Here is a 24,693-nt window from a genome sequence, read left to right as displayed (position 1 = left end):
ACAGAAGGGGCGACCAGCGTGGCCGCCCCATGCCTGCACGTCAATCGCCCTGTGGCGTCCCAGCGTCCTGCCCGTAGTACAGCAGGCCGATCCTGATCCGCTCGCGGCCATTCTCGCGGCGATGGCGGTTGGCATCGCGAAGCGAGTACACGCAGCCGCAGTATTCCTGCTGGTAGAACTGCTCGCGCTTGCTGATCTCGATCATGCGGCTGGCGCCGCCGCCCTTGCGCCAGTTGTAGTCCCAGTACTGCAGGCCTTCATAGCGCGACGCCGCACGGATCCCGCAGTCGTTGATCTGCGCCATGTTCTTCCAGCGCGAGATGCCCAGCGACGAACTGATGGTGTCGTAACCGTGCTCGTGCGCGTACAGCGCAGTGCGCTCGAAGCGCATGTCGAAGCACATCGTGCAGCGGATGCCGCGTTCAGGCTCGTTTTCCATGCCGCGTGCACGGCTGAACCAGTTGTCGGTGTCGTAGTCGCAGTCGATGAAGGGAATGCCGTGCTGCTCGGCGAAGCGGATGTTCTCCTGCTTGCGCAGCTCGTACTCCTTCACCGGGTGGATGTTGGGGTTGTAGAAGAAGATCGCGTAGTCGATCCCGGAGGCGGTGATCGCCTCCATCACTTCGCCGGAACAGGGCGCGCAGCACGAATGCAGCAGCAGGCGCTTGCCGTCGGCGGGCAGGGTCAGGGTGGGGCGTTGGAGCTCGGTCATCGTCAGGTACCGCATGGACCGTCGGCAACGGCGGTGGCCCATGCATCAGCGCGTGGGTGAACGGGTCTGGCCGGATACCGTGAACAGGACGCGCGCGGCCACACCGCCTGCACGCGCAGGACGACGACGGCCCCGGCAACCTCCCCGCGGAGATTCCAGGTCGAGTCAGGGGACGGTCGTGTCCCCCGGCCGGGGCCGGTATTCGGGCTGATGGACACGGGCCGCAGCCCACCTACTACCCGCCGCTTCCCAGGCGCGAGCCCAGTGCTGTTGGCAGGATTCGTTTCCATTCACCGCTGCGGGGCAGCTCCGGAATGGACGCGCGAGGCGCCTTCACCGGATTCCCGTTTAAATCCCTCCCCGCGCCGCAGCGATGGGAGGGATACCTTCGGCGTGTGCAAGGTGGACCTGTTGGTGGCGCCGGTCAAGAGCGCAGGGGTCAGAACCCGCTACGCTGCAACGGGATCCGACCCCAGCGGAAGGAAGGGGTCGGATCCCGCTGCCACGCAGCGGGCTCTGACCCCGGTCGGGATGCACCTTCAATGCCCCACGGCCGCCCGCGTGCGGATGTCGTCCAGCCGCTGGTCGTGCAGCAGGCGGCCGTTCTCCCACACGGTCACCATTGCGTCCTCGAAGCCGTCCGGCAGGGTGTCGTCGCCGTTGGCCGGCAGTGGCACCGTATGCAGGCTGCCATCGTCCAGGCGGCGCAGCAGGCGCATGCGGCCACGCTTGCTGGCCTTGCCGGCGTCGGTGACCGGATCCTTGTAGACGTCAATCCACCCGCCGTCCACCCGCGCCGCCGAGCACTTCAGTGCGAACTTCTGCGTATCGCGGTCCAGCCGCTGCAGCAGCGCACCACCCATGCCGAAGGCCACGTTGTCGGCGGCGTAGCCGTCGTCGGTGATGCGTTGCAGGATGGTGCGGATGGTATCCGGGTTGATGCCATCGCCCTGGATCACCCGCACGTGGTTGAGCACGCGGTAGCCCTTGCTGTTGAGGGTGTGGCCGAAGGCTTCATCCAGCCGGCGCAGGCTTTCGGCCACCACCTCCACCGGGTCGCCCGAGTCCGGGCGGATGACCAGGGTGGCGCCCGAGGCGATCACTTCATCGCGCAGGGTGGTACCCCAGTGCTCGCTGATGGCGCGGTAGATGTCATAGCTGTCCGATACCACCGCCACGATCGCACCGGGCGTGCCGAACTGGCGCAGCATGTTGCGGTAGGCGTCCACCTCGCGCTCGCGGCCCCAGCTGGTGATGGTGCTGTGCTCGGCGGCGGGAATCGAATAGCCGGCCATCGGCGCGTGATAGTGCGCGCGCGCCAGGCACAGCGCCGATACGGTATCGGTGCCGAGGAAGTTGACCAGGTGTGCGGCACCGCCCAGCGCGGCCGATTCCAGGCTCGATACACCGCGCGCGCCGAAGTCGTGCAGCTTGAACGGTAGCTGCCCCTGCGGGTCGTCGCTGGTCTGCTGCAGGAACGCGGCAATGGTCTGCCGTGCGTGCCAGCTGATGGTGGCCACGGTGACCGGATACCACACGCGCAGCAGCAGCGTTTCCAGGTACGACGGCACCCAGAACGCAGCCGGATCGGTCGACTCGATGGTCATCAGTGCCTGGTGGGTGGGCACCACGCTGCCCTCGGGCACGGCGCGGATGCGCACCGGCAGGTGGCCGCCAAGCCGGTCGACGATATCGCGCCAGCCGGCCTCGTTGAACGGTTCGCCATGCGCGGCGAATACCGCAGCAGCGTCGTCGATGTCGGCGTGGGTGACCGGTCGTGCCAGCGCGTCCTTGAGGATCGCCTGCAGGCCGAAGAACACCGTGCGATCGTGCAGGCCGCCACGTGATTCGACGTAGAAGAACGTGGCATCGGTACCCGGCGGGTACTGCAGCCAATGGCTGGCCTTGTAGCTGTCGGTGTTGAGGAGAAGATTATCGAGGTAGTGCATGACGGAAGCTCCTTCGCGTCGGGTGGCACCGGCGGTCTATCCGCCAGTGGGAAAGCCGGGCCGGTCAGCCGCGGCCGAGGAAGTACTCCAGGATGTGCAGGTGGTCTTCGAACAGCTGCGGGCCCATGTCCAGTGCTTCACTCACCGGTATCCAGCGTGCCTTGTCGGCATCGTCGCCACCGCGCACCGGCGGCAGCTCGCCGGCCGGAAACTCGAAGTGGAAACCGTGGGTGATGGTGCGGCCACGCTGGCTGCGGTCCGGGTGGTCGAACACCTGCTGGCCCTTCAGCGACCCCTTCAACACCGGCAACGGAATCTTCAGGCGGGTTTCCTCGCGCAGTTCGCGCAGGCAGCTGTCGAGCAGGCTCTGTTCCTGGCCGACGAAGCCGCCGGGCAATGCCCACAGCCCCTTGCCGGGTTCCGAGCGGCGACGCACCAGCAGCACGTGGCCCGAATGCACCACCACCGCATCGGTGGTGACGAAGGTGGGCGCGTAGGGCGCATCCTTCCAGGCGGCCTTGTACTGTTCGATGAAGCGGTACTCGGCCACCAGCTGGCCATACGCAGGCGCGCTTTTGCGGAACGCTTCGAGCATGTCGTACACCGGCGCCGGCACATTGCCACGCAGCATCAGCAGCGCGCCGTGGAAGTCGACGTCGCCGGCCTCGAACAGGTAGCGCCGCAGCTCGGTGGCCGACAGGGTGGCGGTGTGCTGCACGTCCACCAGCGGCCACTGCGGGAACTCGCGCAGGTAGTAGCTGGACGCATCCTTGTCCATGCCGATCAGGCCCACCCTGGCATCGGCGGCGGCACCGTCGTTGCGCAGGGCGTCAGCCACCTGGCGCTGCACGTTGGCGATCCATTGTGCTTCGTTGTACAGGTGGTCACGCAGCGGGCGGATCAGCAGACGGTCGGTGTGGCCGTCGAGGGCCGCCTGGATCATCACGGCGCGTTCGGCCACGGTCCAGGGATTGCGCAGGCTGCGGGGGGTATCGGCAGAGCCGACCAGGAAGATCAGCTTGCGGGCCCGGCTCAGGGCCAGGCGGGCAACGGCGGCGTGGCCGTTGTGGAAGGGCTCGAATCGCCCGATGAAGACGAGATAGTCGAATTCCATGAGAATCCCTCATGTCGTTGTGGCAGCCGCGGGTCTGTCCCTTGGCTTGCTGCAGATGCTACGCCGATGGCGGGGCGGGTCAAGCCTGCAGCCGTGCTTTCTGCTGAACGGCGCATTGCGTGCGCGGACTGCGCCGTTGTTCTCAGGCCCTGAGAAGCCCCTGCGCCATACTGCAACCCACGCGGCGGACGGCATGCTCGGGGGCAAGACAGTGGCGGACAAGTACTGCGATCTGGTCATGAAAGGCGGCATCACCAGCGGCATCGTGTACCCCAATGCGGTACTGGCGCTGGCCCGCGAGTATCGCTTCAAGAGCATCGGCGGCACTTCAGCCGGCGCCATTGCGGCAGCGGTGGCGGCTGCAGCGGCCTGCGGCGATCGCCGCCAGCAGGCCGGCGAGCAACTGGCTGGCGACGCCGGCTATGGCGGGCTGTCGGCGGTGTCGGCACAGCTGTCGCGGCGCGGCTTCATCTACAGCCTGTTCCAGCCGGCGCGCGGCGCGCGCGCGGCCTATCGGCTGCTGGTGGTGCTGACCGGCAATGCCCGCCTGCCGCACAAACTGCTGTGCCTGGCCGTTGCGGTATTCGAGATCGCGCCGCTGGAAGTGCTGGTGTCGCTGGCGCTGCTGCTCGGCCTGGGCTGGTGGGGCGGTGGCTGGGGCGGCGTGGCCGCCACGCTGCTGCCATCACTGCTGTGCGCCTACGGTGCGGGTGTGGCCGGTGCCGCGCTGCGGGTCGCGCGGGTGGCGCGTCGCAACCTGCTGGGCCTGTGCAGCGGCCTCAGCCGCGATCCACGCAGGCCGGCGCTGACCGAGTGGTTGCATGAATGCCTGCAGCAGCTGTCGGGCAAGCCGCTGGATGCACCGTTGACCTTCGCCGACCTGCACGATGCGCCGCGCTACGCCGGTGAGCCGGACAGCCCGCATGCGATCAGCCTGCAGATGATCACCACCTGCATCTCACACAATGAGCCGCGCACGCTGCCGCTGGGCGGTGCGCAGTTCTGGTTCCTGCGCGAGGAGTTCGAGCAGCTGTTCCCCGCCAGCGTGGTGCAGTGGCTGGTGAGCCAGGCCGGCCCGCCGCTGGAGGTGGAAGGGCGGCAGTACTACCACCTGCCACAGGGCCCGAAGCTGCCGGTGCTGGTGGCCACGCGCATGAGCCTGAGCTTCCCGCTGCTGATCAGCGCGGTGCCGCTGCATGAACCCTCACGCCGCGAACGACGCTGCGAACCGACCGCCCCTGCGGCCGACCAGGAGCACAACGTTGCCGACAGCATGGAAGGGCTGACCAGTGCCGGGCAGACCTGCGGCCCGGTGATCACCGCCTTCCGCATCTGCTGGTTCTCCGATGGCGGCATCAGCAGCAACTTCCCGATCCATCTGTTCGACGCCGCCCTGCCGCGCTGGCCGACCTTCGCCATCAACCTGGTCTATCCACAGCACGCCGAAGCGGTGAGCCAGGGCAGCGGTGGCCGCCAGGCGCTGGAACATGCGGTGTTCCTGCCCACCGAAAACCGCCACGGCTGGCAACGGCATTACCAGTCCATCGCCACGCCACTGGCCGCAGCCGAGCTGGGTCGTTTCCTGTTCGCGGTGGTGGCGACCATGCAGAACTGGCGCGACCTGCTGCAGGCGCGCGCACCGGGCTACCGCGACCGCATCGTGCACGTCAGCCTGCAGGGCGACGAAGGCGGCATGAACCTGGACATGCCGCAGGAGGTACTCTCCCGCATCGCCGACAAGGGCAGCCTGGCCGGTGCGCGCTTCTGTTCGTTCTCGTTCGAGAACCACTACTGGATCCGCTGGCGCAACCTGGCCTCGGCCTACCAGCGCTACACGCTGGAAGTGGCGCGCACCGATGATCCGGCGCAGCAGGTGCTGGCCTACCGCGCGGCGTACGCGATGGTCGCCAGCGGTCAGCCGACGCCACCGTCGTACAAGCTGGGCTCGGAAGACAAACGGCTGGCCTCGCAGCAGTTGTGGGGCTTGATGGTCGAGCAGGGCCGCACCTGGGAGGACCTCGGCCCGGACCTTACCGACGGCGCACCGCGTCCGCTGCCGCAGATGAAGGTCACGCCGATCTACTGACCCGATCCTGCGGTCGAATCGGGGTCAGATCCGTTTCCGCAGGAAAACGGATCTGACCCCGCAGTGGTTGCTGCTCTTGCCGGCCAGCGGCCGGCGCTACCACGGGTGCAGGGCGCGGCCCTGCCAAACCCGCCCTATCGCCCCGGCAACTGCGCGAACGCGCGCTGCATGCAGTCCTCGCGCGGGCACACCCGGCACCCCGGGCCGATCGATACCGAATTGCCCGGGCTCTGCACATCCAGCCCCAGTGAATACACCAGGCGTTCGGCATGCTGCAGGTCGCAGCCCAGCGCCACCGCGAAGGTCTTGCGCGGTTGGCCATGGCCGACCGGGCCACTGCTGACCTGCCGCGCCAGCCAGAAATGGCGGCGGCCATCGGGCATGCGCGCGGTCTGGGTGAGGATGCGCCCGGGTTGGTTGAACGCCTCGTAGACGATCCACAGCGGGCACGATCCACCCACCTGCGAGAAGTGGAAATCGGTGGCCGAATGGCGCTTTGAGACGTTGCCCGCCCGATCCACGCGGATGAAGAAGAACGGCAGGCCGGGCGCGCTGCGCCGTGCCAGCGTGCTCAGCCGGTGGCAGACCGCTTCGAAGCCGACGCCGAACTGGTGCGCCAGCAGTTCGATGTCGTAGCTGCTGGTTTCGGCTGCACGCAGGAAGCGCATGTACGGCATCACCAGCGCACCGGCGAAATAGTTGGAGAGACCGATCCGCGCCTGCGCGATGCGTGCCTCATCGGTGAACCCGGCGCGCGCCACCACCGCATCGATCTGCGGCAGGTAGCCGTGCAGGGCCAGCTCGGCCGCCATCTGGAACGCCTGCTGTCCGGGCTCCAGGTAATCGGGCAGCCACAGCCGCCGCGCACCGGCATCGTAGTGCCGCTTTTCGCGCCCGGCCTGCAGTGCGGCCACTTCCACCAGCACGCCATGGCGGTCGGCCAGCAGCTGGCGCAGCCGCGGTGCCACATGCCCGGGCGACAGCCCCCATTCGGCGAACAGCTGCTCGGCCAGCTCGTCCAGCTCGGGAATGTGGTTGTGCATGCGGTTGAAGAACTCGCGCACCTGGTCACCGGCGGGCAGGGTGCTGCCGGCGCCGGGCTCGCCCAGCTGGAACTCCAGTGCGGCCGCGTGCTCGCGCAGCGCCAGGTGACGACGGTGCAGGTCCAACAGCGCGCGGCTGACCTGCGGCAGGTTGCCGGCCAGGGCGCGCAGTTCGGTCGCGCTGACCTCGGCCAGGCCCAGGTCGCGCAGGGTTTCGCCCAGCGCCTCCTGCAGGGCGGCGGGCTCATCGTCATCGAACAGCGAGGAAACGTCGCCCAGCACCTCTCCCAGCTTCTTCTGCACCGCCGGTGTCAGTGGGCGCTTGTTGCGCTCGATCTGGTTCAGGTAGCTGGCCGACAGCCCCAGCGCACGCGCCAGATCGGCCTGGCTGTAGCCGCGCTGCTCGCGCAGCCGCAGCAGGCGCAGGCCGAGTTGTCGCTGGGGAGCTGAATAATTCACAGAATTAACAGGAATCGTGGGGGGTGTTGGCCAGATTAAGCGGATTCAGCCCGGAAATCGAGCCGGGTGCTGTGAATAATGCCAAGCATCTTTCGCACCCTGTGGGATTGTCGTCATGACTGTTGCAGCGCCCCGTATCCGCATGCTGATCGATGGCCAGTTCGTTGAATCGGCCACTTCCCACTGGCAGGACGTGATCAATCCGGCCACCCAGGACGTGCTGGCCCAGGTGCCGTTCGCCACCACCGGCGAAGTGGACGCCGCCGTCGCCGCCGCCAAGGAAGCCTTCAAGACCTGGCGCAAGACCCCGATCGGCACCCGCGCGCGCATCTTCCTGAAGTACCAGCAGCTGATCCGCGAAAACATGAGTGAGCTGGCCCACATCCTCACCGCCGAACAGGGCAAGACCCTGCCGGACGCCGAAGGTGATGTGTTCCGCGGCCTGGAAGTGGTCGAGCACGCCGCCGCCATCGGCAACCTGCAGCTGGGCGAGCTGGCCAACAACGTGGCCAATGGCGTGGACACCTACACGATCATGCAGCCGCTGGGCGTGTGCGCTGGCATCACCCCGTTCAACTTCCCGGCGATGATTCCGCTGTGGATGTTCCCGATGGCGATTGCAACGGGCAACACCTTCATCCTCAAGCCGTCCGAGCAGGACCCGATGGTCACCATGCGCCTGGTCGAGCTTGCCCTGGAAGCCGGCATTCCCAAGGGCGTGCTGAACGTCGTCCACGGCGGCGAGGAAGTGGTCAACGCGATCTGCGACCACCCGGACATCAAGGCCGTGTCGTTCGTCGGGTCCACCCGCGTCGGCACACACGTCTACAACCGCGCCTCGCTGGCCGGCAAGCGCGTGCAGTGCATGATGGGCGCCAAGAACCACGCCGTGGTGCTGCCGGACGCCAACAAGGAACAGACCCTCAACGCAATGGTCGGTGCCGCCTTCGGTGCCGCTGGCCAGCGCTGCATGGCGGCTTCCACGCTGGTGCTGGTCGGTGAAGCGCGCAACTGGGTGCAGGACCTGGTGGCCAAGGCCCAGACCCTGAAGGTCAGCGCCGGCACCGTGTCCGGTACCGACGTCGGCCCGGTCATCTCCTGCAGCGCCCGCGAGCGCGTGGAAGGCCTGATCGCCTCGGGCGTGGAGCAGGGCGCCAAGCTGGTGCTCGATGGCCGCAAGCCGCAGGTCGATGGCTTCGAGAAGGGCAACTTCGTTGGCCCGACCATCTTTGCCGGTGTCACCACCGACATGCGCATCTACCAGGAAGAAATCTTCGGGCCGGTGCTGGTCATCCTCGAAGCGGAAACGCTGGAAGAGGCCATCGCGATGGTCAACAGCAACCCGAACGGCAACGGCACCGCACTGTTCACCCAGTCCGGCGCTGCCGCGCGCAAGTTCCAGGAAGACATCGACGTCGGCCAGGTCGGCATCAACGTGCCGATCCCGGTGCCGGTGCCGCTGTTCTCGTTCACCGGTTCGCGCGCCTCCAAGCTGGGTGACCTGGGCCCGTATGGCAAGCAGGTGGTGCTGTTCTACACCCAGACCAAGACGGTCACCGCGCGCTGGTTCGATGACGAGACGCTGAGCCACGGCGTCAACACCACGATCAGCCTGAAGTAACGGCAGGAGCAGCCATGAGCCACTCGATGACGACGGAACTGGAAGAAGCGCAGCAGGCGTACCGCGAGGCGGCGCGCGACTTCGCACAGGCCGAACTGGCGCCGCACGCCGCGCGATGGGATGCGGAGGGCATCTTTCCGCGCGAGGCGATCGCCAAGGCCGGTGAACTGGGCTTCTGCGGTCTGTACATGGACCCGGAAGTGGGCGGCAGCGGCCTGAGCCGACTGGACGCCGCCGTCGTCATCGAGGAGCTCGCCAACGTCGATCCGTCGACCGCTGCGTACATCAGCATCCACAACATGGCCTCGTGGATGGTGTCCAGGTGGGGCCAGCCGGCCCTGCGCGATGCGTGGGGCACCGACCTGTCCTCGGGCAGCAAGCTGGCCTCGTACTGCCTGACCGAACCGGGTGCGGGTTCCGATGCGGCGTCGCTGAAGACCACCGCCGTGCGCGATGGCGACTTCTACGTGCTGAACGGCTCCAAGGCCTTCATTTCCGGCGCCGGTGCCACCGAGCTGCTGGTGGTGATGGCGCGTACCGGCGGTGCCGGTGCCGGCGGTGTCAGCGCCATTGCGGTGCCGGCGGACCTGCCGGGCATCAGCTTCGGCCGCAAGGAAGAGAAGATGGGCTGGAACAGCCAGCCCACCCGTGGCATCACCTTCGAGAACGTCCGCGTGCCGGTCAGCCACCTTCTGGGAGAGGAAGGCGGCGGCTTCAAGCTGGCCATGAAGGGGCTGGACGGCGGCCGCATCAACATCGCCGCCTGCTCGCTGGGTGCCGCACAGGGTGCACTGGATGCTGCGCGCCGCTACATGGGCGAGCGCCGCCAGTTCGGCAAGGCGCTGGCCGAGTTCCAGGCGCTGCAGTTCAAGCTGGCCGACATGGTCACCCAGCTGGTGGCTGCACGGCAGATGGTGCACACCGCGGCACGCAAGCTCGATGCCGGTGCCAGCGATGCCAACGTGTGGTGCGCGATGGCCAAGCGCTTCGCCACCGATGCCGGTTTCAACGTCTGCAATGAAGCGCTGCAGATCCACGGGGGCTACGGCTACATCCGCGAATACCCGATCGAGCGCCTGCTGCGTGACTGCCGCGTGCACCAGATCCTGGAAGGCACCAACGAGATCATGCGGGTGATCGTTGCCCGTCACCTGCTCAACACCGAAGAGGAACTGCGATGAAGGATTGGCGTACCCAGGAGCACGTGGGCCTGAAGGTGGAGGTGGATGGCCACACCGCCGTGGTCACCATGAACAACCCGCCTGCGCATACCTGGACCGTGCACAGCCTGTCGGCGCTGCGCGACCTGGTCGGCGCGCTCAACGCAGACCGCGACATCTACGCGCTGGTGATCACCGGTGATGGCGAGAAATTCTTCTCCGCCGGTGCCGACCTCAACCAGTTCGCCTCCGGCGACAAGGCCGCTGCACGTGAGGCCGCGCGCCGCTTCGGTGAGGCCTTCGAAGCGCTGTCCGGTTTCCGCGGCGTGTCGATCGCCGCGATCAACGGCTACGCCATGGGCGGTGGCCTGGAGTGCGCGCTTGCCTGCGACCTGCGCATCATTGAAGACCATGCCCAGGTCGCGCTGCCGGAGGCCACCGTCGGCCTGCTGCCGTGTGCCGGCGGTACCCAGAACCTGCCGCGCCTGGTTGGCGAGGGCTGGGCCAAGCGCATGATCCTGCTGGGTGAGCGCATCAATGCCGAGACCGCGCTGCGCATTGGCCTGGCCGAAGAAAAGGTCGGCAAGGGCGAAGCCAAGGCGCTGGCGCTGGAATGGGCGAAGAAGGCCGGCAAGCAGAGCCCGACCAGCATCGCCGCCTGCAAGACCCTGGTGCAGTCCACCCGCACCGGCACCCACGCCTCGGCGCTGGTGGCCGAGCGCGAAGCCTTCGTCGACCTGTTCGACACCGCCGACCAGGTCGAGGGCGTGACTGCCTTCCTGGAAAAGCGCGCCGCGCAGTGGAAGAACGCATGAGCACGGATACCGCTGCCGACGACGCACCGGTGCTGTTCGAAGAGCGCGTGGCTGGCAACGGCACGCGCATCGGCATCGCCACGCTCAATGCGCCGCGTACGCTCAACGGTTTCTCGCTGCCGATGGCGCACCTGCTGCTGAAGCAGCTCAACGCCTGGGCCGACGACGATGGCATCGCCATGGTGGTGCTGCAGGGCGCCGGCGAAAAGGCGTTCTGTGCTGGTGGCGACCTGCACAGCCTGTACAAGGCCATGGTCGCCTTCCGTGAGGCCGGCCACAGCGACATCCGCCAGAACGGCTATGCCGCCGAGTTCTTCGACGTCGAATACCGCGTCGATTACCTCATCCATACCTACACCAAGCCGATCCTGTGCTGGGGCCACGGCATCGTGATGGGCGGCGGCATCGGCCTGATGTCCGGCGCCAGCCACCGTGTGGTCAGCGAACGCTCCAAGCTGGCCTTCCCGGAAATCACCGTCGGCCTGTTCCCTGATGTCGGTGGCAGTTGGCTGCTGCCGCGCGTGCCGGGCGAGGGTGGCCTGTTCCTGGCCCTGACCGGCGCACTGCTCAACCCGGGCGATGCCATCTACGCCGGCCTGGCCGACGTGCACGTGGCCGAAGAACGCCGCAGCGCAGTGTTCGATGCGCTGCTGCAGGTGGCCTGGTCCAATGACACCGCACACAACCACGAACGCCTGACCCATCTGCTGCAGTCGCATGCCAGCGATGCCGCCACCGGTCCACTGCTGGCCCACGCGGCGCAGGTCGATGCGTTGTGCGAAGGCGATGACCTTGAAGCCATCGTGGCGCGCATTGCCGGCCTGCAGACCGACGACGCCTGGTTGCAGGCGGCTCAGAAGACCCTTGCTGCCGGTGCACCGGGTTCGGCACGGTTGGCGTACGAACTGCAGCGCCGCAGTGCCGGCCAGGACCTGGCCGCGATCTACCGCCTGGAGTACATCGTCGCCCTGCATTGCGCCGCCCATGGTGATTTCGCCGAAGGCATCCGCGCGCTGCTGGTCGACAAGGACCGCAATCCGCAGTGGAACCCGGCCACCCTGGCCGAGGCCACCGGCGCGTGGGCAGACACCTTCTTCGCTTCCCCCTGGGCCGACGCCGCGCATCCGCTGGCCGACCTGGGCACTCCCCTTGTTGAAAGGAGCCTTGCATGAGCCGCATTGCATTCATCGGGTTGGGCAACATGGGTGGCCCGATGGCCGCCAATCTGGTCAAGAACGGCCACAGCGTGCGCGTGTTCGATCTGGTTCCGGCCGCGGTGCAGGCCGCTGTCGACGCCGGCGCCAGCGCTGCATCGTCGGCGCGCGACACCCTGGCCGATGCCGAAGTGGTGATCTCGATGCTGCCGGCCAGCCGTCATGTCGAAGGCGTGTACCTGGGCGACGACGGCATTCTTGCCGCGATCCCGGCCGGTGCACTGGTCATCGACTGCAGCACGATCGCCCCGGCCAGTGCCCGCAAGGTCTCGGAAGCGGCCGCCGCGCGTGGCCTGCAGATGATCGACGCGCCGGTGTCCGGCGGTACCGCCGGCGCCCAGGCCGGCACCCTGACCTTCATCGTCGGCGGCGAGGAAGACGCGCTGGAACGCGCACGCCCGGTGCTGCAGGCGATGGGCAAGAACATCTTCCACGTCGGCGCCAGCGGCGCTGGCCAGGTCGCCAAGCTGTGCAACAACATGGCGCTGGGCGTGATCATGGCGGTGACCGGTGAAGCCATCGCACTGGGCGTGGCGCACGGGCTGGACCCCAAGGTGCTGTCGCAGATGATGGCGGTCAGCACCGGCCGCAGCTGGGCCACCGAAGTGTGCAACCCGTGGCCGGGCGTGCTGGAGAATGCGCCGGCCTCGCGTGGCTACAGCGGTGGCTTCGGCAGCGATCTGATGCTGAAGGACATGGGCCTGGCGGTGGAAGCGGCGATGAGTGTCGGCGCTTCGATTCCGCTGGGCGAAGTGGCCCGCAATCTCTACTCGATGAACCACCAGGCCGGCCGCGGCAAGCTGGATTTCTCCAGCGTCGTGCAGCTCATCACCAGCGAGAAGTGACCTGGTAGTGCCGGCCGCTGGCCGGCAACCTCATGCCCCCGTGCGGGACAACGGAGGTGGGATGGGCGGATGTTCGGTTTCGACCGGCATCCGCCCATTTTTTTGGGGGTCGGATCCCTTTCGCAACGCGAACGGGCTCTGACCCCATATAGCCGTGCGGGCCTGGGATGGGGTCAGAGCCCTTTGCCGGTGGCAAAGGGATCCGACCCCGGCGCCGCATTAGGCAACGATCAGCGTTACATCAATGTTGCCGCGGGTGGCGTTGGAGTACGGGCACACGATGTGCGCCTTCTGCACCAGTTCTTCCACCTGCTCGCGCGGCACGCCCGGCACGTTGATGGTCAGCTCGGCCTCGATGCCGAAGCCGGTCGGGATCTGGCCGATGCCGACCTTGCCGGTGACGGTGGTGTCGGCCGGCAGCGCGACCTTGGCCTGGCCGGCCACGAACTTCAGCGCGCCCAGGAAGCAGGCCGAGTAGCCAGCGGCGAACAGCTGTTCCGGGTTGGTGCCCGGGCCGCCGGCGCCACCCAGCTCGCGCGGGGTCGACAGCTGGATGTCCAGCACGTTGTCGGACGAGACGGAACGGCCTTCACGGCCGCCGGTGGAGGTGGCCTGGGCGGTATACAGAACCTTTTCGATGGACATCGGGATGCTCCTGGTCAGTGGGTGGGAGTTGCGTTGGAGCCTACTTTGCCCGGTTTCTGCGTACGCTGGGTTGCAGTCCGTACGAAAAACTTGATTGATCGTCCTGCTGGCCTAGATTGTCCACTCGCGGTCGGTGGTGAACATGATGGTCAGCCAGCGGTCCGGCGAGGCCTCGCCCAGCGCATCGCCGATCTCGTCGCGCAGCTGGTCCCATTCCAGCAGGGGCCGCGGCGGGTCGTCCTCGCGTACCACGAAGAACAACTCGATCTGCTCGCCACGCCCCACCTGGGCGACGTAGCTGCGATGCTCGACGAAGCCATGCTTGGCCACGATCGCGCGTGCCACCGCGTCCACGTGCGCCTGCAGTTCCGGCGGGGTGACCAGCAGGATGCCGGCCAGCGCCCGGCGCACCGTCCCGAGCGGGGCGATCATCACCAGCACGCAGACGAAGGCAAGGATGGCCGGGTCGATGTACGGCCCGACCCAGGCCAGCGAGGTGCCGCGCACCAGTACGCCGCCAAGGAATGCCAGCAGGTAGCAGGCCGACATGCTGGCGGCGATCACCCAGTTCTTCGCGTCCAGCGCGATGAACTCCGAACCGATGCGGCGGTTGGCGCGCAGCACGAACCAGGCCAGCGCACCTTCGCCGATGATCGACAACCCGGCGAAGGCGATGGCTGGGCCGAGTGCGATGTGGCGGCCGCCGGACATCAGCGCATCCACCGCATTGACCAGCGCATACAGTGCCGCGCCGATCATCAGCGTGCCGCTCACCCCCAGCACGATGGGCTCCAGGTGCCAGAAGCCCATGGTGAAGCGCTGGTTGAGCCGCGACTGCAGCGCGTCGGTGCTGGTGGACAGTGCGATCAGACGCGCGACCAGCAGTGACAGCCACGTCATCACCACATCGATCAGGCCGTAGATGCCATCGAAGATGATCAGCGAGGAATTGGCCAGAAGACCAAATACCACCGCAGCGGCAGCCAGCAGCAATGAGCCTGCGATGGACAGGCGCAGCACGCCTTGTTCGGTACGCGCATCGAAGAAGCGTTCGGTGTTGGCAGGCATGCGGGAATCCAGCGGGAAATGGGCTGCGGAAGCAGCGCGTTGCCATTCTATCCAGCCTGCGGCACGTCGCCATGACCACGCCCGCACAGCGCCAGGAAAAGTCACCAGACTGGTAACCGTTTGCGGATTGACGGGTGCACACCCGAAGCGTATCGTTTGTACCACGATGACATAGAAGCCTCCGGTGACCCCGGGGGCTTCTTTCGTTTGCGCCGTCGCGCGCTGCGAGGTCACCGCCACCGGCCCTGACGTCCCCGTCGCAGCCGTTCTGTTTTTCCGCCCCGATCCTGCCTTTCCCGCGCCGTCCTGGTGATCGTGTGGGGCGCCGCCGTGCGCGCAGGATCGGGGCACTCCACATCCATCAACGAAGGAGGATTCGATGCCCCTGCTGACCCTTGAGCAGTGCCGCGCGCACTGCCGTATCGACGGCGATTTTGACGACGCCATCCTGGGTGACCTGCTGGCCGCAGCCAGCGACGCAGCCGCGGCCTACCTGGGCCGCGAGCTGTACGCCGACCAGGCCGCGCTGGACCAGGCGCTGGACCAGCTGCCGCAGGACATGGCGGCGGCGGTGACCGGGCATGAAGCCGCGGTTGCCGCCGCCAATGCCGAGACCAACGCGGCCAAGGCCAAGGCCATGCGTGATGTGGCCGATCGCCGCCTGGCCGTGGCGACCGCGCGCAGTGCGCGCCTGCTGCAGGGCATGCCGGTCAACGACAGCATCCGTGCAGCGGTGCGCCTGTTGCTGGGCCACCTGTACGCCCATCGCGAAGCCGTGGTCGTCTCCGCGCAGACGTTCGATGCACCGGCAGGCGCCGCTGCCATCGCAATGGAGCTGCCGTTCGGCGTGGCCGCGCTGCTTGATCCGTACCGATCGGCAGCAACGCCATGAACGCCGGCCACTTCAATCGCCGCATCCGCATCGAGCGCCAGGACGGCCAGCTCGATGCGTGGGGGCAGCCGCTGGACGCCTGGCAGCCGGTGGCAGAACTGTGGGCCGCCATCATCGCCGACCGCGCAGACAGCGTGCAGCGGCTGACGCTGGAAAGCCGCCTGCCGGCAACGATCCGGCGGCAGCGCTTCCATGTCCGATTGGCAGCCGCACGACAGGCAGGCATCCAGGCCGGCATGCGCATCGTGCATGACGGTCGTGTTTTCAACATCACCGGCGTTGCGCCCGACTTCAGCCGGCGCCAGACCACGGTGCTGTTCACCGAACAGTCTTCAGGCATCGCCTGAGCGACGCCAACCAGGACACCGCGATGAGTTACGAAGCACAGCTGCACGCGCTGCTGGCCCCGCTGCTGCAGGGCCGGCTGTATCCCAACCTTCCGCCGGAACCGGTCATCTATCCGTGTGCCGTCTACCAGCAGATGGGTGGACAGTCCGTGTGGTTCAACGAAGGTTCCATTCCCGAACAGAAGCACGCTCGCGTGCAGCTGACCGTCTGGGCAGACAGCCGCGCCCAGGCCAACACCCTGATCCGCAACATCGAGGATCAGGTATGCGCAGGATTGCCGACCGCCGAATCGTTCGGCGCTGCAATCGCCGTGCATGAGCCGATGCTGCACAAGTACGGCGCGCGGCTCGATTTCGGCCTGTGGTACGTCGACCCGTAAACCGCATCACCCGTGCAACACCCCAGCCCGGCATTCGCCGGGCTTTTTTTTATCCAACGAGGAAATACACCATGGCACTCAAGCTTCCCAAGGGCACCCAGTTCGGCTTCGCACCGGTCGTCTCCACCGCGATCGCCACCAGCGCGATCTCCAAGGCTGCGCCGGCGCTGGCCAGCGTTGCCGCCAACAGCGTCGACACCGGCGATGTGGTGGTCATTGAACTGCCGGGCTGGCCGGCCCTGAACAACCGCGCCACCCGCGCCGGTGCTGAAGCCACCGGCAGCGTTGAACTGCTGGGCATCGACACCACCGATACCGTGCTGTTCCCCGGCACCAGCGGTGCCGGTGTACTGCGCAAGGCGGGCGCCTTCGTCGACCTGGACCAGCAGGGCGACCCGACCACCGCCGGTGGCGAGCAGCAGTACTGGAGCGGCACGCTGCTCGAAGACCCGACCGGTCGCCAGGTTCAGATGCCGACCTTCAAGAACGCCAAGACCATCACCCTGCCGCTGTTCTACGATCCGAAGAAGCCGTGGTATTCGGCACTGAAGAACGCTGACGCCAAGGGCGAGCCGGTGATCCTGCGGGCCAAGCTGGTCGGTGGCGACGTGCTGTACTGGTACGGCTACCTGAGCTACAACGGCGACCCGACCATGGCCGCCAACACCCCGATGGGCACCACCGCGACCTTCACCGCGCTGGCAGACTCCATCCTGGTCGAGGGCGCCTGATGTTCCAGGTCAAGGCGCCGGAGAGCTTCAAGAGCACCCTGACCATCGTCGGTCACGGCCGCGAGCAGAAGCTCAACCTGACCTACCGGCACCTGTCGGTAGCCGACTACGCCAGCCTGCTGGAGCGTCTGGGCGATGACACGTTGAGCGTGGCCCAGGCCATCCTGGACATCGTGGTGGACTGGGATGCCGATGTGGCGCTGGACACCGCCGGCGTCGAGCTGGCGCTGCAGCAGCAGGCCGGCCTGGATGGCGCCATCATCGGTGGCTACACCCAGGCCCTGCAGGTCGCACGCAAGGGAAACTGATCGAGGCGGTGGGGGCCCTGTACTGGCGGGCCCCCACCGAGTCCGAGCTGATGAAGCTTGGATTGAAGGCAAAGCACTTTCCACCACCGCAGGTCGAGCTGTGGCCGGAGTGCGTGCTTCCCATCGAACTTTTTTCGCGGGTTGCCACCCAGTGGCGCGTCGGCGCAGGTGGCCCGATCGGGCTGGATTACAACGTGGTCTACCGGGAGCTGGAGCGCGAAGCGCTCGACGGCGACCAGCATGACGAGGTGATGGCGGCCATCCGCATCATCGAACGCGCTGCCTTGGAGCAGATGCAACAGGAATGAGCCGGCCATCGCGGCAATGCCGATGGCCGATCCCGGCTCCGCCGAAGCGGAGCCGACTCTCCCGAGGAACACTCAATGAGCACTACATCGCCTGGCAGCACACGGACCACCGTGGAGGCCAGCAACGCATTGGAAACGGCCATGCAGGCAGCAAGGCGCGGCATGACCGAGATGACCGGCACCACACAGGAGTTCCAGCGGCAGCTGGAGAAGATCAACACGGTGCAGCAGGCCTTCAATGCCGTGCTGACCACCAGCGCATCATTGGTCACCGCACTGTCCACGCAGCTGACCGCCCTGAACACGCAGCTGCAGGCGGCGGCGAAGGCAGGAACAACCGCAGCGGGCGCGGACACCGGCAAGGCTGCAAGGAAGGAAGAGAAGGCCCAACAGGACGACAAGGGCCTGGCAGGCATCCGCAAGGGCCTGGGTGGCGCGCTCGGCGACTATATCGGCAAGACCGAAAACACCGCCACGGCTGCCAAGAAAGCCTTCGACAAAGCATTCACCGGCGCCGACGAAGCGTTGAGGAGCTTCGTGACCACCGGCAAGTCCAAGTACAAGGAACTGGCCCAGTCCATCCTGTCCGACCTCAAGATGATCGCCGCACAGCAGGCACTGGTCTGGGGGGCGAGGAAGATCGCCGGCTTGATGGGGGTCGACCTGACGCCCAAGGATGCAGCGACGGACGCGGCGGCGGTGGCTGCAGGCGTGGCGACTGCCAAGGACGCCAAGGTCGGTGATGCCAAGGCGGGCGAAACCAAGGACGCCAAGGACACCAAGGGCACCACAGGACTTTCGGGGTTCCGCAAGGGCTTCGGCAGCGCGCTCGGCGAGTACATGGAAAAGACCGAGAACTCCGCCAAGTTCACCCAGGATGCCTTTTCCAAGGCGTTCACCGGCGCAGAGGCGGCACTGCAGAGCTTCGTGAAGACGGGCAAGTCCAACTACAAGGATCTGGCCAAGTCGATCATCGCCGATCTCAAGATGATCGCCATCCAACAGGCAATCGTCTGGGGCGTCAAAAAGATCGCGGGCCTGTTCGGATATGGCACGGGGGTGGAGGCCAACGCCAACGGTGGCGTCTACCAGTCGCCGAGCCTGTCGGCCTATTCCGGCGGTGTCTACAACACTCCGCAGCTGTTCGCCTTCGCCAAGGGCGCCGGCGTGTTCGGCGAAGCGGGACCGGAAGCGATCATGCCGCTGCGGCGCGGGCCGGACGGCCGCCTGGGTGTGGCCGCGCACGGTGGCGGCGGTGGCGGCGGAGTGGGAGTCAGCATCCGCATCGACAACAACGGTGGCAAGGAAGTCACCACCAACGAAAGCATGCTGCAGCAGTTCGGCAACGAGATCGGCCAGTTCGTGGAACGCAAGTACCGCGAGCTGCAGAGTCGTGACCTGAAGGCAGGTGGTGTGCTCAGCAGGAGTGCCATGCAATGACCGACACCTTCACCTGGCCGGCAACCAGCCAGAGTACTGGAACCACCACCGCCGCCGTGAAGCGCGCGAAGTTCGGAGATGGCTATGCGCAGGCCGCTGCCGATGGCCTGAACGCCACTTCACGCAGTTACCAGCTGCAGTTCGTCGGCAACCGCAAAACGATCAACGAGATCGTGACCTTCCTGGATGGTCATGCCGGCCGCAGCTTCCTGTGGAAAGGGCCACTGGGGCAGGGGCTGTACATGTGCGATTCCTACACCGACAGCCATCTCGGCGGCCAGGTATCGACCATCACCGCCACCTTCGAGCAGACCTTCCACGCGTAGGCATGAGCATGGATCTTCAACGGATCGACCTGGATACCATCCAGCCCAACGGAAAGCGTGGGGAGACCCAGCGGCCGGCCTTCACCAAGATCAACCAGAACTTTCAGGATGTTGCGTTGGCGCTGGAGGGAATCCCTGGTGCCATCGCAGACTCAGTCTCGGGAAAGAACCGTTTGATCAATGGGAATTTCGAGCTCTGGCAGCGTGGGGACAACTTCACCGCCGCCGCTGCCTACTGTGCAGACAGATTCTTTGCACAGCAGGGAGGGATGGACGGAGCAGTCATATTCAAATCACCCGTTGCCCCGGGCGATTCGAACTTCCCGAGAAGCCTGTTTACGTTGGCCGCCAATTGCAACGGGAATCACAACGCCGCCGGACACCATTTCCTGTTCGAGCAGCGTGTGGAAAGTGTGCGGACCTTTGCCGCATCGGAGAGCACGCTATCCTTCCTGGTCTACAACGCAGGCACCGCAGGCAGAAAGATCGCAGTCGAGTTCCTGCAGCGCTTCGGAACGGGCGGAAGCCCGACTGTCACGGCGATCCAGCCGGAGGTTTTCACGCTCGCACAGGGCCTGAACCGGATCAGCAAGACCGTCAGTCTTCCTTCCATCTACGGTAAGACGCTTGGCAGTGGCGATGATTCGGTCATCTGTGCGGTATGGCTCTCAGCAGGCAGCGACTTCAACGCGCGCACAGGAGGGCTCGGCGCGCAGGCAGGCCAGTTGTACTTCGGTGAAATGCAATGGGAAGCCGGCGCACGGGCGACCCGCTTCGAGTGGAGATCACCGGCCCACGAGCTTGTGCTGTGCCAGCGCTACTACCAGAAGTCCTTTCCTGTTACAGAGGTTCCCAACAGCAGGAGCAGCTCCGCCGTCCACCGGAACGCCGTGGCCTTCAACAGTGGTACCTGCCGGGTTGTTGCAGAGTTCAAAGGCACGATGCGCAGCACGCCAAAGCTGCTGTTCCATGCAGGCGGAGAAGGTGGTGACATCGGATCGCCGAGCTTCTGGAGGTACTACGACGCCGCGGGCGGAACATGGCGCGCGGGAACGCTCACTAACGTAGTCATGGCAACGAGCCAGGCGTTCATGGCTGACGTAGGCGGTGCGGGCTTCCTGGTAAGCGGCTCTGTTCTACTGGCAGGCCACTACACCGCCGATGCCGAACTCTGAGTGCATTCATGCGTCTGCGGGATCGGGCGGAAAGCCGTGAGATCCGCCCATTGACGGAATGAAAGTACTCAGACCCCGAGCGGACGCCGCCGATTCACCTCGTTCAAGGAGCCAACAATGGCAAGAAAGATCATCGACCTCGATTCCGTTCAACCGAACGGAAAGCGGGGTGAAACACAGCGCCCGGCGTTTACCAAGATCAACGAGAATTTCGCCGAGGTCTACGACGCGTTGACCGAGGTCGCGAAGATCCCGGAAACCGTGGCGAATGCCATCACCGAGCGCGTTCCAGGCAGGAATCTGCTCATCAATGGCGCCCTGCAGTTCTGGCAACGCCGTACATCTGGTCGTGTCGGCACTGGGTCGGGGACGCTGGGCGCGGAAGTGTTCTTCGCCGACCGTTTCACGAACTCGGCGCTGGTCTGCAACCACGACGTACAGCGGGTGGCGTACGACGGGCAGGCCGGATTTCCGGAAGACACACGGTCGATTCTGGTCTGCACCGTATCCGAGGCCATCACCAGAAGTGGCGCCTGGATGGGGCAGAAGATCGAGGGTGTCCGCAGTGCAAGTGGAGACATCACGATCTCGGTATGGGCGAACTCTGATGCGCCCGGTCGCAGTGTGGGCGTGCGTGTCATCCAGGATTTCGGAACCGGCGGCTCACCCTCGCCGCAGGTGGTGCTGGAAGCCGGTGTGCTCACACTGGGCACCACCGCCAAACGTCACAGCATCACGGTGACGTTGCCGAGTACCCGGGGAAAGGTGCTCGGCAGCAACGGCAACGACCACCTCTACGTAGTGTTCGACCTGTGCGGTGCTGGTCAGAAGGGCGAGCTGGTGGCACAGAACGGCTCGTTCGGCTTTACCCAGTTCCAGGTCGAATCGGGCCGCGCAGCGACATGCTTCGACTGGCGGCCGCCAGGTGTGGAACTGGCGTTGTGCCAGCGCTACTACGAGAAGAGCTACAACCTCGACATCGTGCCCAACACGGCGCACAACGAAGGGCGCGAGGCATTCTCGATCAACTCACCGGGGATGGCGCATTACCAGAGCGTGCGATTCCAGACGGCAAAGCGTGCCCATCCCTACGTGATGATCATCTCGGCCGACAACATCCAGCAGGATGGGCACATCGCGGAAGACAACATCTCCCGCGTGCCCTGCCTGGTCAACTACGCCTCGCCTTCCGGGTACGAAGTCAGCTGGACCAACAATCCAGGCCGCTGGGGCGGCTGGTGGCATTGGTGGGCCGACGCCGAGCTTTGACGGGGCGCCCGCAGGGAACAGGACGACAGCAATGACGAGAAAAATCATCGACCTCGATACCGTTCAGGCGAACGGTAAGCGGGGTGAAACACAGCGCCCGGCGTTTACCAAGATCAACGACAACTTCGCCGAAGTGTATGGCGCGCTGGATTCGCTGGAAAGCGCATTGCAGAGCGCGGCTCCAGGCAGGAACCGCCTGATCAACGGCAACTTCGATTTCTGGCAGCGGGCCACCACTGGCACCACCCAAGGCGGCGAGATCTATGTGGCCGATCGTTGGACCGTGGCAGCGCTGAGCTGCACGCATACCGCAAATCGCGGGGCCAATCTTCCTGCCGGCGGAGCCGCGCCGGAATCGCGCCGTTTCCTCAACAGCGTTGTCTCCAAGGTCAGTGCTGGCAGCAGCGCCTATGTCGCACAGAAGGTCGAAGGGGTCGCCACGCTGTCCGACGGCGAGGTGACGGTTTCCGGCTTCGCCTATGGCCCGCCAGGAAAACGCATCGGTGTTCGTCTCATCCAGCACTTTGGCACCGGTGGTTCGCCGTCCGCCGCGGTCAGCGTAGAGCTGGGAACCGTAGCGGTCACCGCCGCGTCCTGGACCTATTTCCAGCTCAGTGCGCGACTGCCATCGGTGAAGGGGAAGACGCTGGGCAGCAATGTCGACAGCGATTTCCTGTGGCTGGTGGTGGATCTGTGCGCCGATGCCTATGGCGGTGTCATCTCCGGTCAGAGCGGAGAGTTCGGCCTTGCGATGATGCAGCTGGAGCGCGGCGACAGGGCAACGGCATTCGACCTGCGCCCACTGGCTCACGAGCTGCAGCTGTGCCAGCGCTACTACGAGAAGAGCTACAACCTGGATGTGCCGCCTGGCACGGCCGATGGCATCGGACGCGACAACCAGTTCTACGACCGCAGTGTCGGCGTTGGCAGCACCTCGCAAATCCGGTGTCGCGTGCCCAAGCGGGCCATCCCAGCCTACACGGTCTACAGCGATGTGAACGGGCAGGCAGGGCGCATATCCGGCGCAAGCGGCGGCATCGGCACGGTGACGTCCATCGTATATGCCGGCCAGTCCGGCGCACAGGTCAATTACCAATCCGCCGCAGGCAACTGGGGCTCCTCCTTCCATTGGACCGCCGACGCGGAGCTATGACATGTATCAACTGACCGAAGAGATCGACACCATCAAGTGCCTGCAGACCGGCGCCTTCATTCCACGTGGCCACCGTCTGTGGAATGACTATGAAGCCTGGTGTACGGCAGGCAATGAGCCGGAGCCGGTACCGCCGCTGTTCGTACCCGGCTCGGCGCAGTTCCATCGCTTCATCCGCGGAAAGGCGTGGGAGTGGATGGCCCAGTGTGCCCGCGATCGCGGCTATGACAGCATCGAGAGTTGCTGCAGCTACGCGGGCAGTGCGGTGCCGCGCTATGCGCAGGACGCCATCGCCATGATTGCCTGGCGCGACGGGGTCAACCTCGCATTGGAGACTATTGAGTCCACCGCCGAGGAGAACGCGCCGGACTGGCGGCAGGTCCAGGCGCAACTGCCGCAGCCGGATGCATTCGGCTGGCCTGCCGAGCAGGCGCCGGAAATCATCGGCGGCTGAGGAGGACGACGCATGGCACGACGCACAATCGACCTTGATACCGTGCAGCCGAACGGAAAGCGGGGTGAGACGCAACGGCCGGCCTTCACCAAGGTCAATGAGAACTTCGCCGATCTCTACACGGATCTGGATGAACTCGAAACCACGGTGCAGGATCTCCGGCGCAGGCAGAACGGCCGGAACCGGCTGATCAACGGTGACTTCAGGTTCTGGCAACGGGGCAGCAGCCGCACTGTGGTGTCGCCTCTGGCGGTGTATGTTCCCGATCGCTTCCAGGTGGTATGCACCGGGGCGGGGCAGGTTGCGGTGTCACGCCGCAGCTTCGATGCCCCGGCATTCGGGGTCACGGGATTCATGAACTGCGATCTCACCGGATCGACGGCCGCGACCGAGGCGTTCGTCACCCAGCCGGTGGAAGGCGTGCAGACGCTCGCGGGAAGTACCGTGACGCTGAGCATGCAGGCATGGGCCGCGACGCCGGGCTGCCGCATCGGCGTTCGCTTCATCCAGACGTTTGGTACCAATGGGTCTCCGGATGTGACGGTCCGGGCAGGCGTCCAGGAGATCGGCACCGCGGCCGCGCTCAGGTACTTCACCGTCGAGTTGCCATCCATTGCTGGCAAGACCGTGGGAGCCAACAGCAAGCTGCACGTCATCGTCGACTTTGCGACGCCCGGTGGTTATGGCGGACAGCTTGTCGGCCAGTCTGGGTCCTTTTCGCTGACCTGCATGCAGTTGGAGAAGGGGGCGACACCTACCGACTACGACATGCGTGATGACGCAACCGAGTTGATGCTGTGCCAGCGGTACTACGAGAAGAGCTTCCCGCTGGAACAGGCACCGCAGCTTGGCATGCCGTCACCGCAGGGCGTCGCCGCCGCGTTCCAGGCAGGCCTGGCGCGCAGTGAGCAGATCTCCTTCAAGGTCGCCAAACGCACTGTGCCTGCGCTCACCCTCTACTCCAACAGTGAAGTGGCGCCGGCCCTCGGTTACTGGTCGTTGTTCAACGGCAACGGGTGGTCACGCGGAATGGCTGTCCCGCTGTTCCTTCGTCCCGATGGATTCACGCTTCAGCTTGATTTCGGTTCTGGCCTGACGCCGTTCTATGCCTATCTGGTGGGCGGCAACTGGGCGGCTGACGCCGAGATCTGACCCTGGCCGTCAACACCGGCGCACGCA

General features: G+C 65.9%; 25 protein-coding genes and 1 riboswitch. Of the genes, 19 read left to right on the top strand and 6 right to left on the bottom strand.

Annotation, left to right across the window (positions count from 1 at the left end):
- Positions 1–40: 40 nt before the first annotated feature.
- The 3 genes from VG561_RS03465 to VG561_RS03455 form a co-directional block, all read right to left on the bottom strand.
- Positions 41–727, bottom strand: coding sequence for an epoxyqueuosine reductase QueH (locus tag VG561_RS03465; RefSeq protein WP_080281917.1), 687 nt, complete (start codon positions 725–727; stop codon positions 41–43).
- Positions 728–888: 161 nt separating this feature from the next.
- Positions 889–1,118, bottom strand: a riboswitch (cobalamin riboswitch).
- Positions 1,119–1,251: 133 nt separating this feature from the next.
- On the bottom strand, positions 1,252–2,661 hold the full coding sequence (locus tag VG561_RS03460) for a nicotinate phosphoribosyltransferase (protein ID WP_423179375.1): 1,410 nt from the start codon (positions 2,659–2,661) through the stop codon (positions 1,252–1,254).
- A gap of 64 nt (positions 2,662–2,725) precedes the next feature.
- Positions 2,726–3,775: a bifunctional nicotinamide-nucleotide adenylyltransferase/Nudix hydroxylase gene (locus VG561_RS03455; RefSeq protein WP_014645588.1), complete on the bottom strand. Its 1,050-nt coding sequence runs from the start codon at positions 3,773–3,775 to the stop codon at positions 2,726–2,728.
- Between the two features lie 193 nt (positions 3,776–3,968).
- Here VG561_RS03455 and VG561_RS03450 point away from each other — a divergent pair, with 193 nt between their 5' ends.
- Complete coding sequence (locus VG561_RS03450; RefSeq protein WP_134808413.1) at positions 3,969–5,861, top strand: patatin-like phospholipase family protein; 1,893 nt, start codon at positions 3,969–3,971, stop codon at positions 5,859–5,861.
- Positions 5,862–5,995: 134 nt separating this feature from the next.
- On the opposite strand, the gene VG561_RS03445 is transcribed toward VG561_RS03450, so the two are convergent.
- Positions 5,996–7,363, bottom strand: a complete 1,368-nt coding sequence (locus VG561_RS03445; protein WP_014645590.1) for a helix-turn-helix domain-containing protein — start codon at positions 7,361–7,363, stop codon at positions 5,996–5,998.
- Between the two features lie 115 nt (positions 7,364–7,478).
- Here VG561_RS03445 and VG561_RS03440 point away from each other — a divergent pair, with 115 nt between their 5' ends.
- From VG561_RS03440 to mmsB, 5 genes are read left to right on the top strand one after another with little or no spacing between them, the layout of a single operon-like run.
- The gene (locus VG561_RS03440; RefSeq protein WP_014645591.1) at positions 7,479–8,984 is read left to right on the top strand and encodes a CoA-acylating methylmalonate-semialdehyde dehydrogenase; all 1,506 of its coding nucleotides are present in this window, start codon (positions 7,479–7,481) and stop codon (positions 8,982–8,984) included.
- Between the two features lie 14 nt (positions 8,985–8,998).
- Positions 8,999–10,165, top strand: coding sequence for an acyl-CoA dehydrogenase family protein (locus tag VG561_RS03435; protein ID WP_014645592.1), 1,167 nt, complete (start codon positions 8,999–9,001; stop codon positions 10,163–10,165).
- Positions 10,162–10,959: an enoyl-CoA hydratase gene (locus VG561_RS03430; RefSeq protein WP_134808419.1), complete on the top strand. Its 798-nt coding sequence runs from the start codon at positions 10,162–10,164 to the stop codon at positions 10,957–10,959. Before VG561_RS03435 ends, VG561_RS03430 begins: the two co-directional genes overlap by 4 nt.
- Positions 10,956–12,131, top strand: a complete 1,176-nt coding sequence (locus tag VG561_RS03425; protein ID WP_423179374.1) for an enoyl-CoA hydratase/isomerase family protein — start codon at positions 10,956–10,958, stop codon at positions 12,129–12,131. The genes VG561_RS03430 and VG561_RS03425 overlap by 4 nt, the downstream gene beginning before the upstream one ends.
- On the top strand, positions 12,128–13,018 hold the full coding sequence (gene mmsB / locus VG561_RS03420; RefSeq protein ID WP_005407687.1) for a 3-hydroxyisobutyrate dehydrogenase: 891 nt from the start codon (positions 12,128–12,130) through the stop codon (positions 13,016–13,018). Before VG561_RS03425 ends, mmsB begins: the two co-directional genes overlap by 4 nt.
- A gap of 219 nt (positions 13,019–13,237) precedes the next feature.
- On the opposite strand, the gene VG561_RS03415 is transcribed toward mmsB, so the two are convergent.
- Positions 13,238–13,663, bottom strand: a complete 426-nt coding sequence (locus VG561_RS03415; protein WP_004153735.1) for an organic hydroperoxide resistance protein — start codon at positions 13,661–13,663, stop codon at positions 13,238–13,240.
- A 111-nt stretch (positions 13,664–13,774) separates the two neighbouring features.
- Positions 13,775–14,731 (bottom strand): cation diffusion facilitator family transporter, encoded by a 957-nt coding sequence (locus tag VG561_RS03410; RefSeq protein WP_014645594.1) that lies wholly within the window; start codon positions 14,729–14,731, stop codon positions 13,775–13,777.
- A gap of 379 nt (positions 14,732–15,110) precedes the next feature.
- Between VG561_RS03410 and VG561_RS03405 the strand changes: the two genes are divergently transcribed.
- The 13 genes from VG561_RS03405 to VG561_RS03345 all read left to right on the top strand — a co-directional run bounded on the left by VG561_RS03405 (position 15,111) and on the right by VG561_RS03345 (position 24,666).
- Entirely contained in the window at positions 15,111–15,623 is a 513-nt protein-coding gene (locus tag VG561_RS03405) for a head-tail connector protein (protein WP_014645595.1), read from the top strand.
- The gene (locus VG561_RS03400) at positions 15,620–15,970 is read left to right on the top strand and encodes a head-tail adaptor protein (protein ID WP_014645596.1); all 351 of its coding nucleotides are present in this window, start codon (positions 15,620–15,622) and stop codon (positions 15,968–15,970) included. The genes VG561_RS03405 and VG561_RS03400 overlap by 4 nt, the downstream gene beginning before the upstream one ends.
- Before the next feature lie 23 nt (positions 15,971–15,993).
- Positions 15,994–16,350 carry a DUF3168 domain-containing protein gene (locus VG561_RS03395; protein WP_262093344.1) on the top strand — a complete coding sequence of 119 codons (357 nt, stop codon included), beginning with the start codon at positions 15,994–15,996 and terminating at the stop codon, positions 16,348–16,350.
- A 71-nt stretch (positions 16,351–16,421) separates the two neighbouring features.
- Positions 16,422–17,081 (top strand): phage tail protein, encoded by a 660-nt coding sequence (locus VG561_RS03390; protein WP_014645598.1) that lies wholly within the window; start codon positions 16,422–16,424, stop codon positions 17,079–17,081.
- Positions 17,081–17,389: a phage tail assembly chaperone gene (locus VG561_RS03385; RefSeq protein ID WP_014645599.1), complete on the top strand. Its 309-nt coding sequence runs from the start codon at positions 17,081–17,083 to the stop codon at positions 17,387–17,389. The genes VG561_RS03390 and VG561_RS03385 overlap by 1 nt, the downstream gene beginning before the upstream one ends.
- 8 nt (positions 17,390–17,397) lie before the next feature.
- On the top strand, positions 17,398–17,697 hold the full coding sequence (locus tag VG561_RS03380; protein ID WP_227863846.1) for a DUF1799 domain-containing protein: 300 nt from the start codon (positions 17,398–17,400) through the stop codon (positions 17,695–17,697).
- A 75-nt stretch (positions 17,698–17,772) separates the two neighbouring features.
- Complete coding sequence (locus VG561_RS03375; protein ID WP_423179373.1) at positions 17,773–19,137, top strand: phage tail tape measure C-terminal domain-containing protein; 1,365 nt, start codon at positions 17,773–17,775, stop codon at positions 19,135–19,137.
- Positions 19,134–19,463, top strand: coding sequence for a phage tail protein (locus VG561_RS03370; RefSeq protein WP_049441818.1), 330 nt, complete (start codon positions 19,134–19,136; stop codon positions 19,461–19,463). The genes VG561_RS03375 and VG561_RS03370 overlap by 4 nt, the downstream gene beginning before the upstream one ends.
- Positions 19,464–19,465: 2 nt before the next feature.
- Positions 19,466–20,638, top strand: a complete 1,173-nt coding sequence (locus tag VG561_RS03365; protein ID WP_049441820.1) for a hypothetical protein — start codon at positions 19,466–19,468, stop codon at positions 20,636–20,638.
- Between the two features lie 117 nt (positions 20,639–20,755).
- Complete coding sequence (locus tag VG561_RS03360) at positions 20,756–21,907, top strand: hypothetical protein (RefSeq protein ID WP_049441821.1); 1,152 nt, start codon at positions 20,756–20,758, stop codon at positions 21,905–21,907.
- Between the two features lie 31 nt (positions 21,908–21,938).
- Complete coding sequence (locus VG561_RS03355) at positions 21,939–23,060, top strand: hypothetical protein (protein ID WP_262093339.1); 1,122 nt, start codon at positions 21,939–21,941, stop codon at positions 23,058–23,060.
- A 1-nt stretch (position 23,061) separates the two neighbouring features.
- Complete coding sequence (locus VG561_RS03350; RefSeq protein ID WP_075076396.1) at positions 23,062–23,514, top strand: hypothetical protein; 453 nt, start codon at positions 23,062–23,064, stop codon at positions 23,512–23,514.
- 12 nt (positions 23,515–23,526) lie between these two features.
- On the top strand, positions 23,527–24,666 hold the full coding sequence (locus VG561_RS03345) for a hypothetical protein (RefSeq protein WP_053494634.1): 1,140 nt from the start codon (positions 23,527–23,529) through the stop codon (positions 24,664–24,666).
- Positions 24,667–24,693: the final 27 nt, after the last annotated feature.

Origin of the sequence: Stenotrophomonas sp. CASM110, assembly GCF_049384345.1 — a bacterium.
In the GTDB taxonomy this organism is placed as follows: domain Bacteria; phylum Pseudomonadota; class Gammaproteobacteria; order Xanthomonadales; family Xanthomonadaceae; genus Stenotrophomonas; species Stenotrophomonas muris.
The sequence above is the reverse complement of the archived record's forward strand: the minus strand, read 5'-3'. Positions and strand labels throughout refer to the sequence as shown.

What these genes read in the sequence shown, in the direction of transcription:
- VG561_RS03465 (WP_080281917.1), bottom strand. Translation starts at nt 727, where the DNA reads ATGCGGTACCTGACGATGACCGAGCTCCAACGCCCCACCCTGACCCTG.
- VG561_RS03460 (WP_423179375.1), bottom strand. Translation starts at nt 2,661, where the DNA reads ATGCACTACCTCGATAATCTTCTCCTCAACACCGACAGCTACAAGGCC.
- VG561_RS03455 (WP_014645588.1), bottom strand. Translation starts at nt 3,775, where the DNA reads ATGGAATTCGACTATCTCGTCTTCATCGGGCGATTCGAGCCCTTCCAC.
- VG561_RS03450 (WP_134808413.1), top strand. Translation starts at nt 3,969, where the DNA reads ATGCTCGGGGGCAAGACAGTGGCGGACAAGTACTGCGATCTGGTCATG.
- VG561_RS03440 (WP_014645591.1), top strand. Translation starts at nt 7,479, where the DNA reads ATGACTGTTGCAGCGCCCCGTATCCGCATGCTGATCGATGGCCAGTTC.
- VG561_RS03435 (WP_014645592.1), top strand. Translation starts at nt 8,999, where the DNA reads ATGAGCCACTCGATGACGACGGAACTGGAAGAAGCGCAGCAGGCGTAC.
- VG561_RS03430 (WP_134808419.1), top strand. Translation starts at nt 10,162, where the DNA reads ATGAAGGATTGGCGTACCCAGGAGCACGTGGGCCTGAAGGTGGAGGTG.
- VG561_RS03425 (WP_423179374.1), top strand. Translation starts at nt 10,956, where the DNA reads ATGAGCACGGATACCGCTGCCGACGACGCACCGGTGCTGTTCGAAGAG.
- mmsB (WP_005407687.1), top strand. Translation starts at nt 12,128, where the DNA reads ATGAGCCGCATTGCATTCATCGGGTTGGGCAACATGGGTGGCCCGATG.
- VG561_RS03415 (WP_004153735.1), bottom strand. Translation starts at nt 13,663, where the DNA reads ATGTCCATCGAAAAGGTTCTGTATACCGCCCAGGCCACCTCCACCGGC.
- VG561_RS03410 (WP_014645594.1), bottom strand. Translation starts at nt 14,731, where the DNA reads ATGCCTGCCAACACCGAACGCTTCTTCGATGCGCGTACCGAACAAGGC.
- VG561_RS03405 (WP_014645595.1), top strand. Translation starts at nt 15,111, where the DNA reads ATGCCCCTGCTGACCCTTGAGCAGTGCCGCGCGCACTGCCGTATCGAC.
- VG561_RS03400 (WP_014645596.1), top strand. Translation starts at nt 15,620, where the DNA reads ATGAACGCCGGCCACTTCAATCGCCGCATCCGCATCGAGCGCCAGGAC.
- VG561_RS03395 (WP_262093344.1), top strand. Translation starts at nt 15,994, where the DNA reads ATGAGTTACGAAGCACAGCTGCACGCGCTGCTGGCCCCGCTGCTGCAG.
- VG561_RS03390 (WP_014645598.1), top strand. Translation starts at nt 16,422, where the DNA reads ATGGCACTCAAGCTTCCCAAGGGCACCCAGTTCGGCTTCGCACCGGTC.
- VG561_RS03385 (WP_014645599.1), top strand. Translation starts at nt 17,081, where the DNA reads ATGTTCCAGGTCAAGGCGCCGGAGAGCTTCAAGAGCACCCTGACCATC.
- VG561_RS03375 (WP_423179373.1), top strand. Translation starts at nt 17,773, where the DNA reads ATGAGCACTACATCGCCTGGCAGCACACGGACCACCGTGGAGGCCAGC.
- VG561_RS03370 (WP_049441818.1), top strand. Translation starts at nt 19,134, where the DNA reads ATGACCGACACCTTCACCTGGCCGGCAACCAGCCAGAGTACTGGAACC.
- VG561_RS03365 (WP_049441820.1), top strand. Translation starts at nt 19,466, where the DNA reads ATGAGCATGGATCTTCAACGGATCGACCTGGATACCATCCAGCCCAAC.
- VG561_RS03360 (WP_049441821.1), top strand. Translation starts at nt 20,756, where the DNA reads ATGGCAAGAAAGATCATCGACCTCGATTCCGTTCAACCGAACGGAAAG.
- VG561_RS03355 (WP_262093339.1), top strand. Translation starts at nt 21,939, where the DNA reads ATGACGAGAAAAATCATCGACCTCGATACCGTTCAGGCGAACGGTAAG.
- VG561_RS03350 (WP_075076396.1), top strand. Translation starts at nt 23,062, where the DNA reads ATGTATCAACTGACCGAAGAGATCGACACCATCAAGTGCCTGCAGACC.
- VG561_RS03345 (WP_053494634.1), top strand. Translation starts at nt 23,527, where the DNA reads ATGGCACGACGCACAATCGACCTTGATACCGTGCAGCCGAACGGAAAG.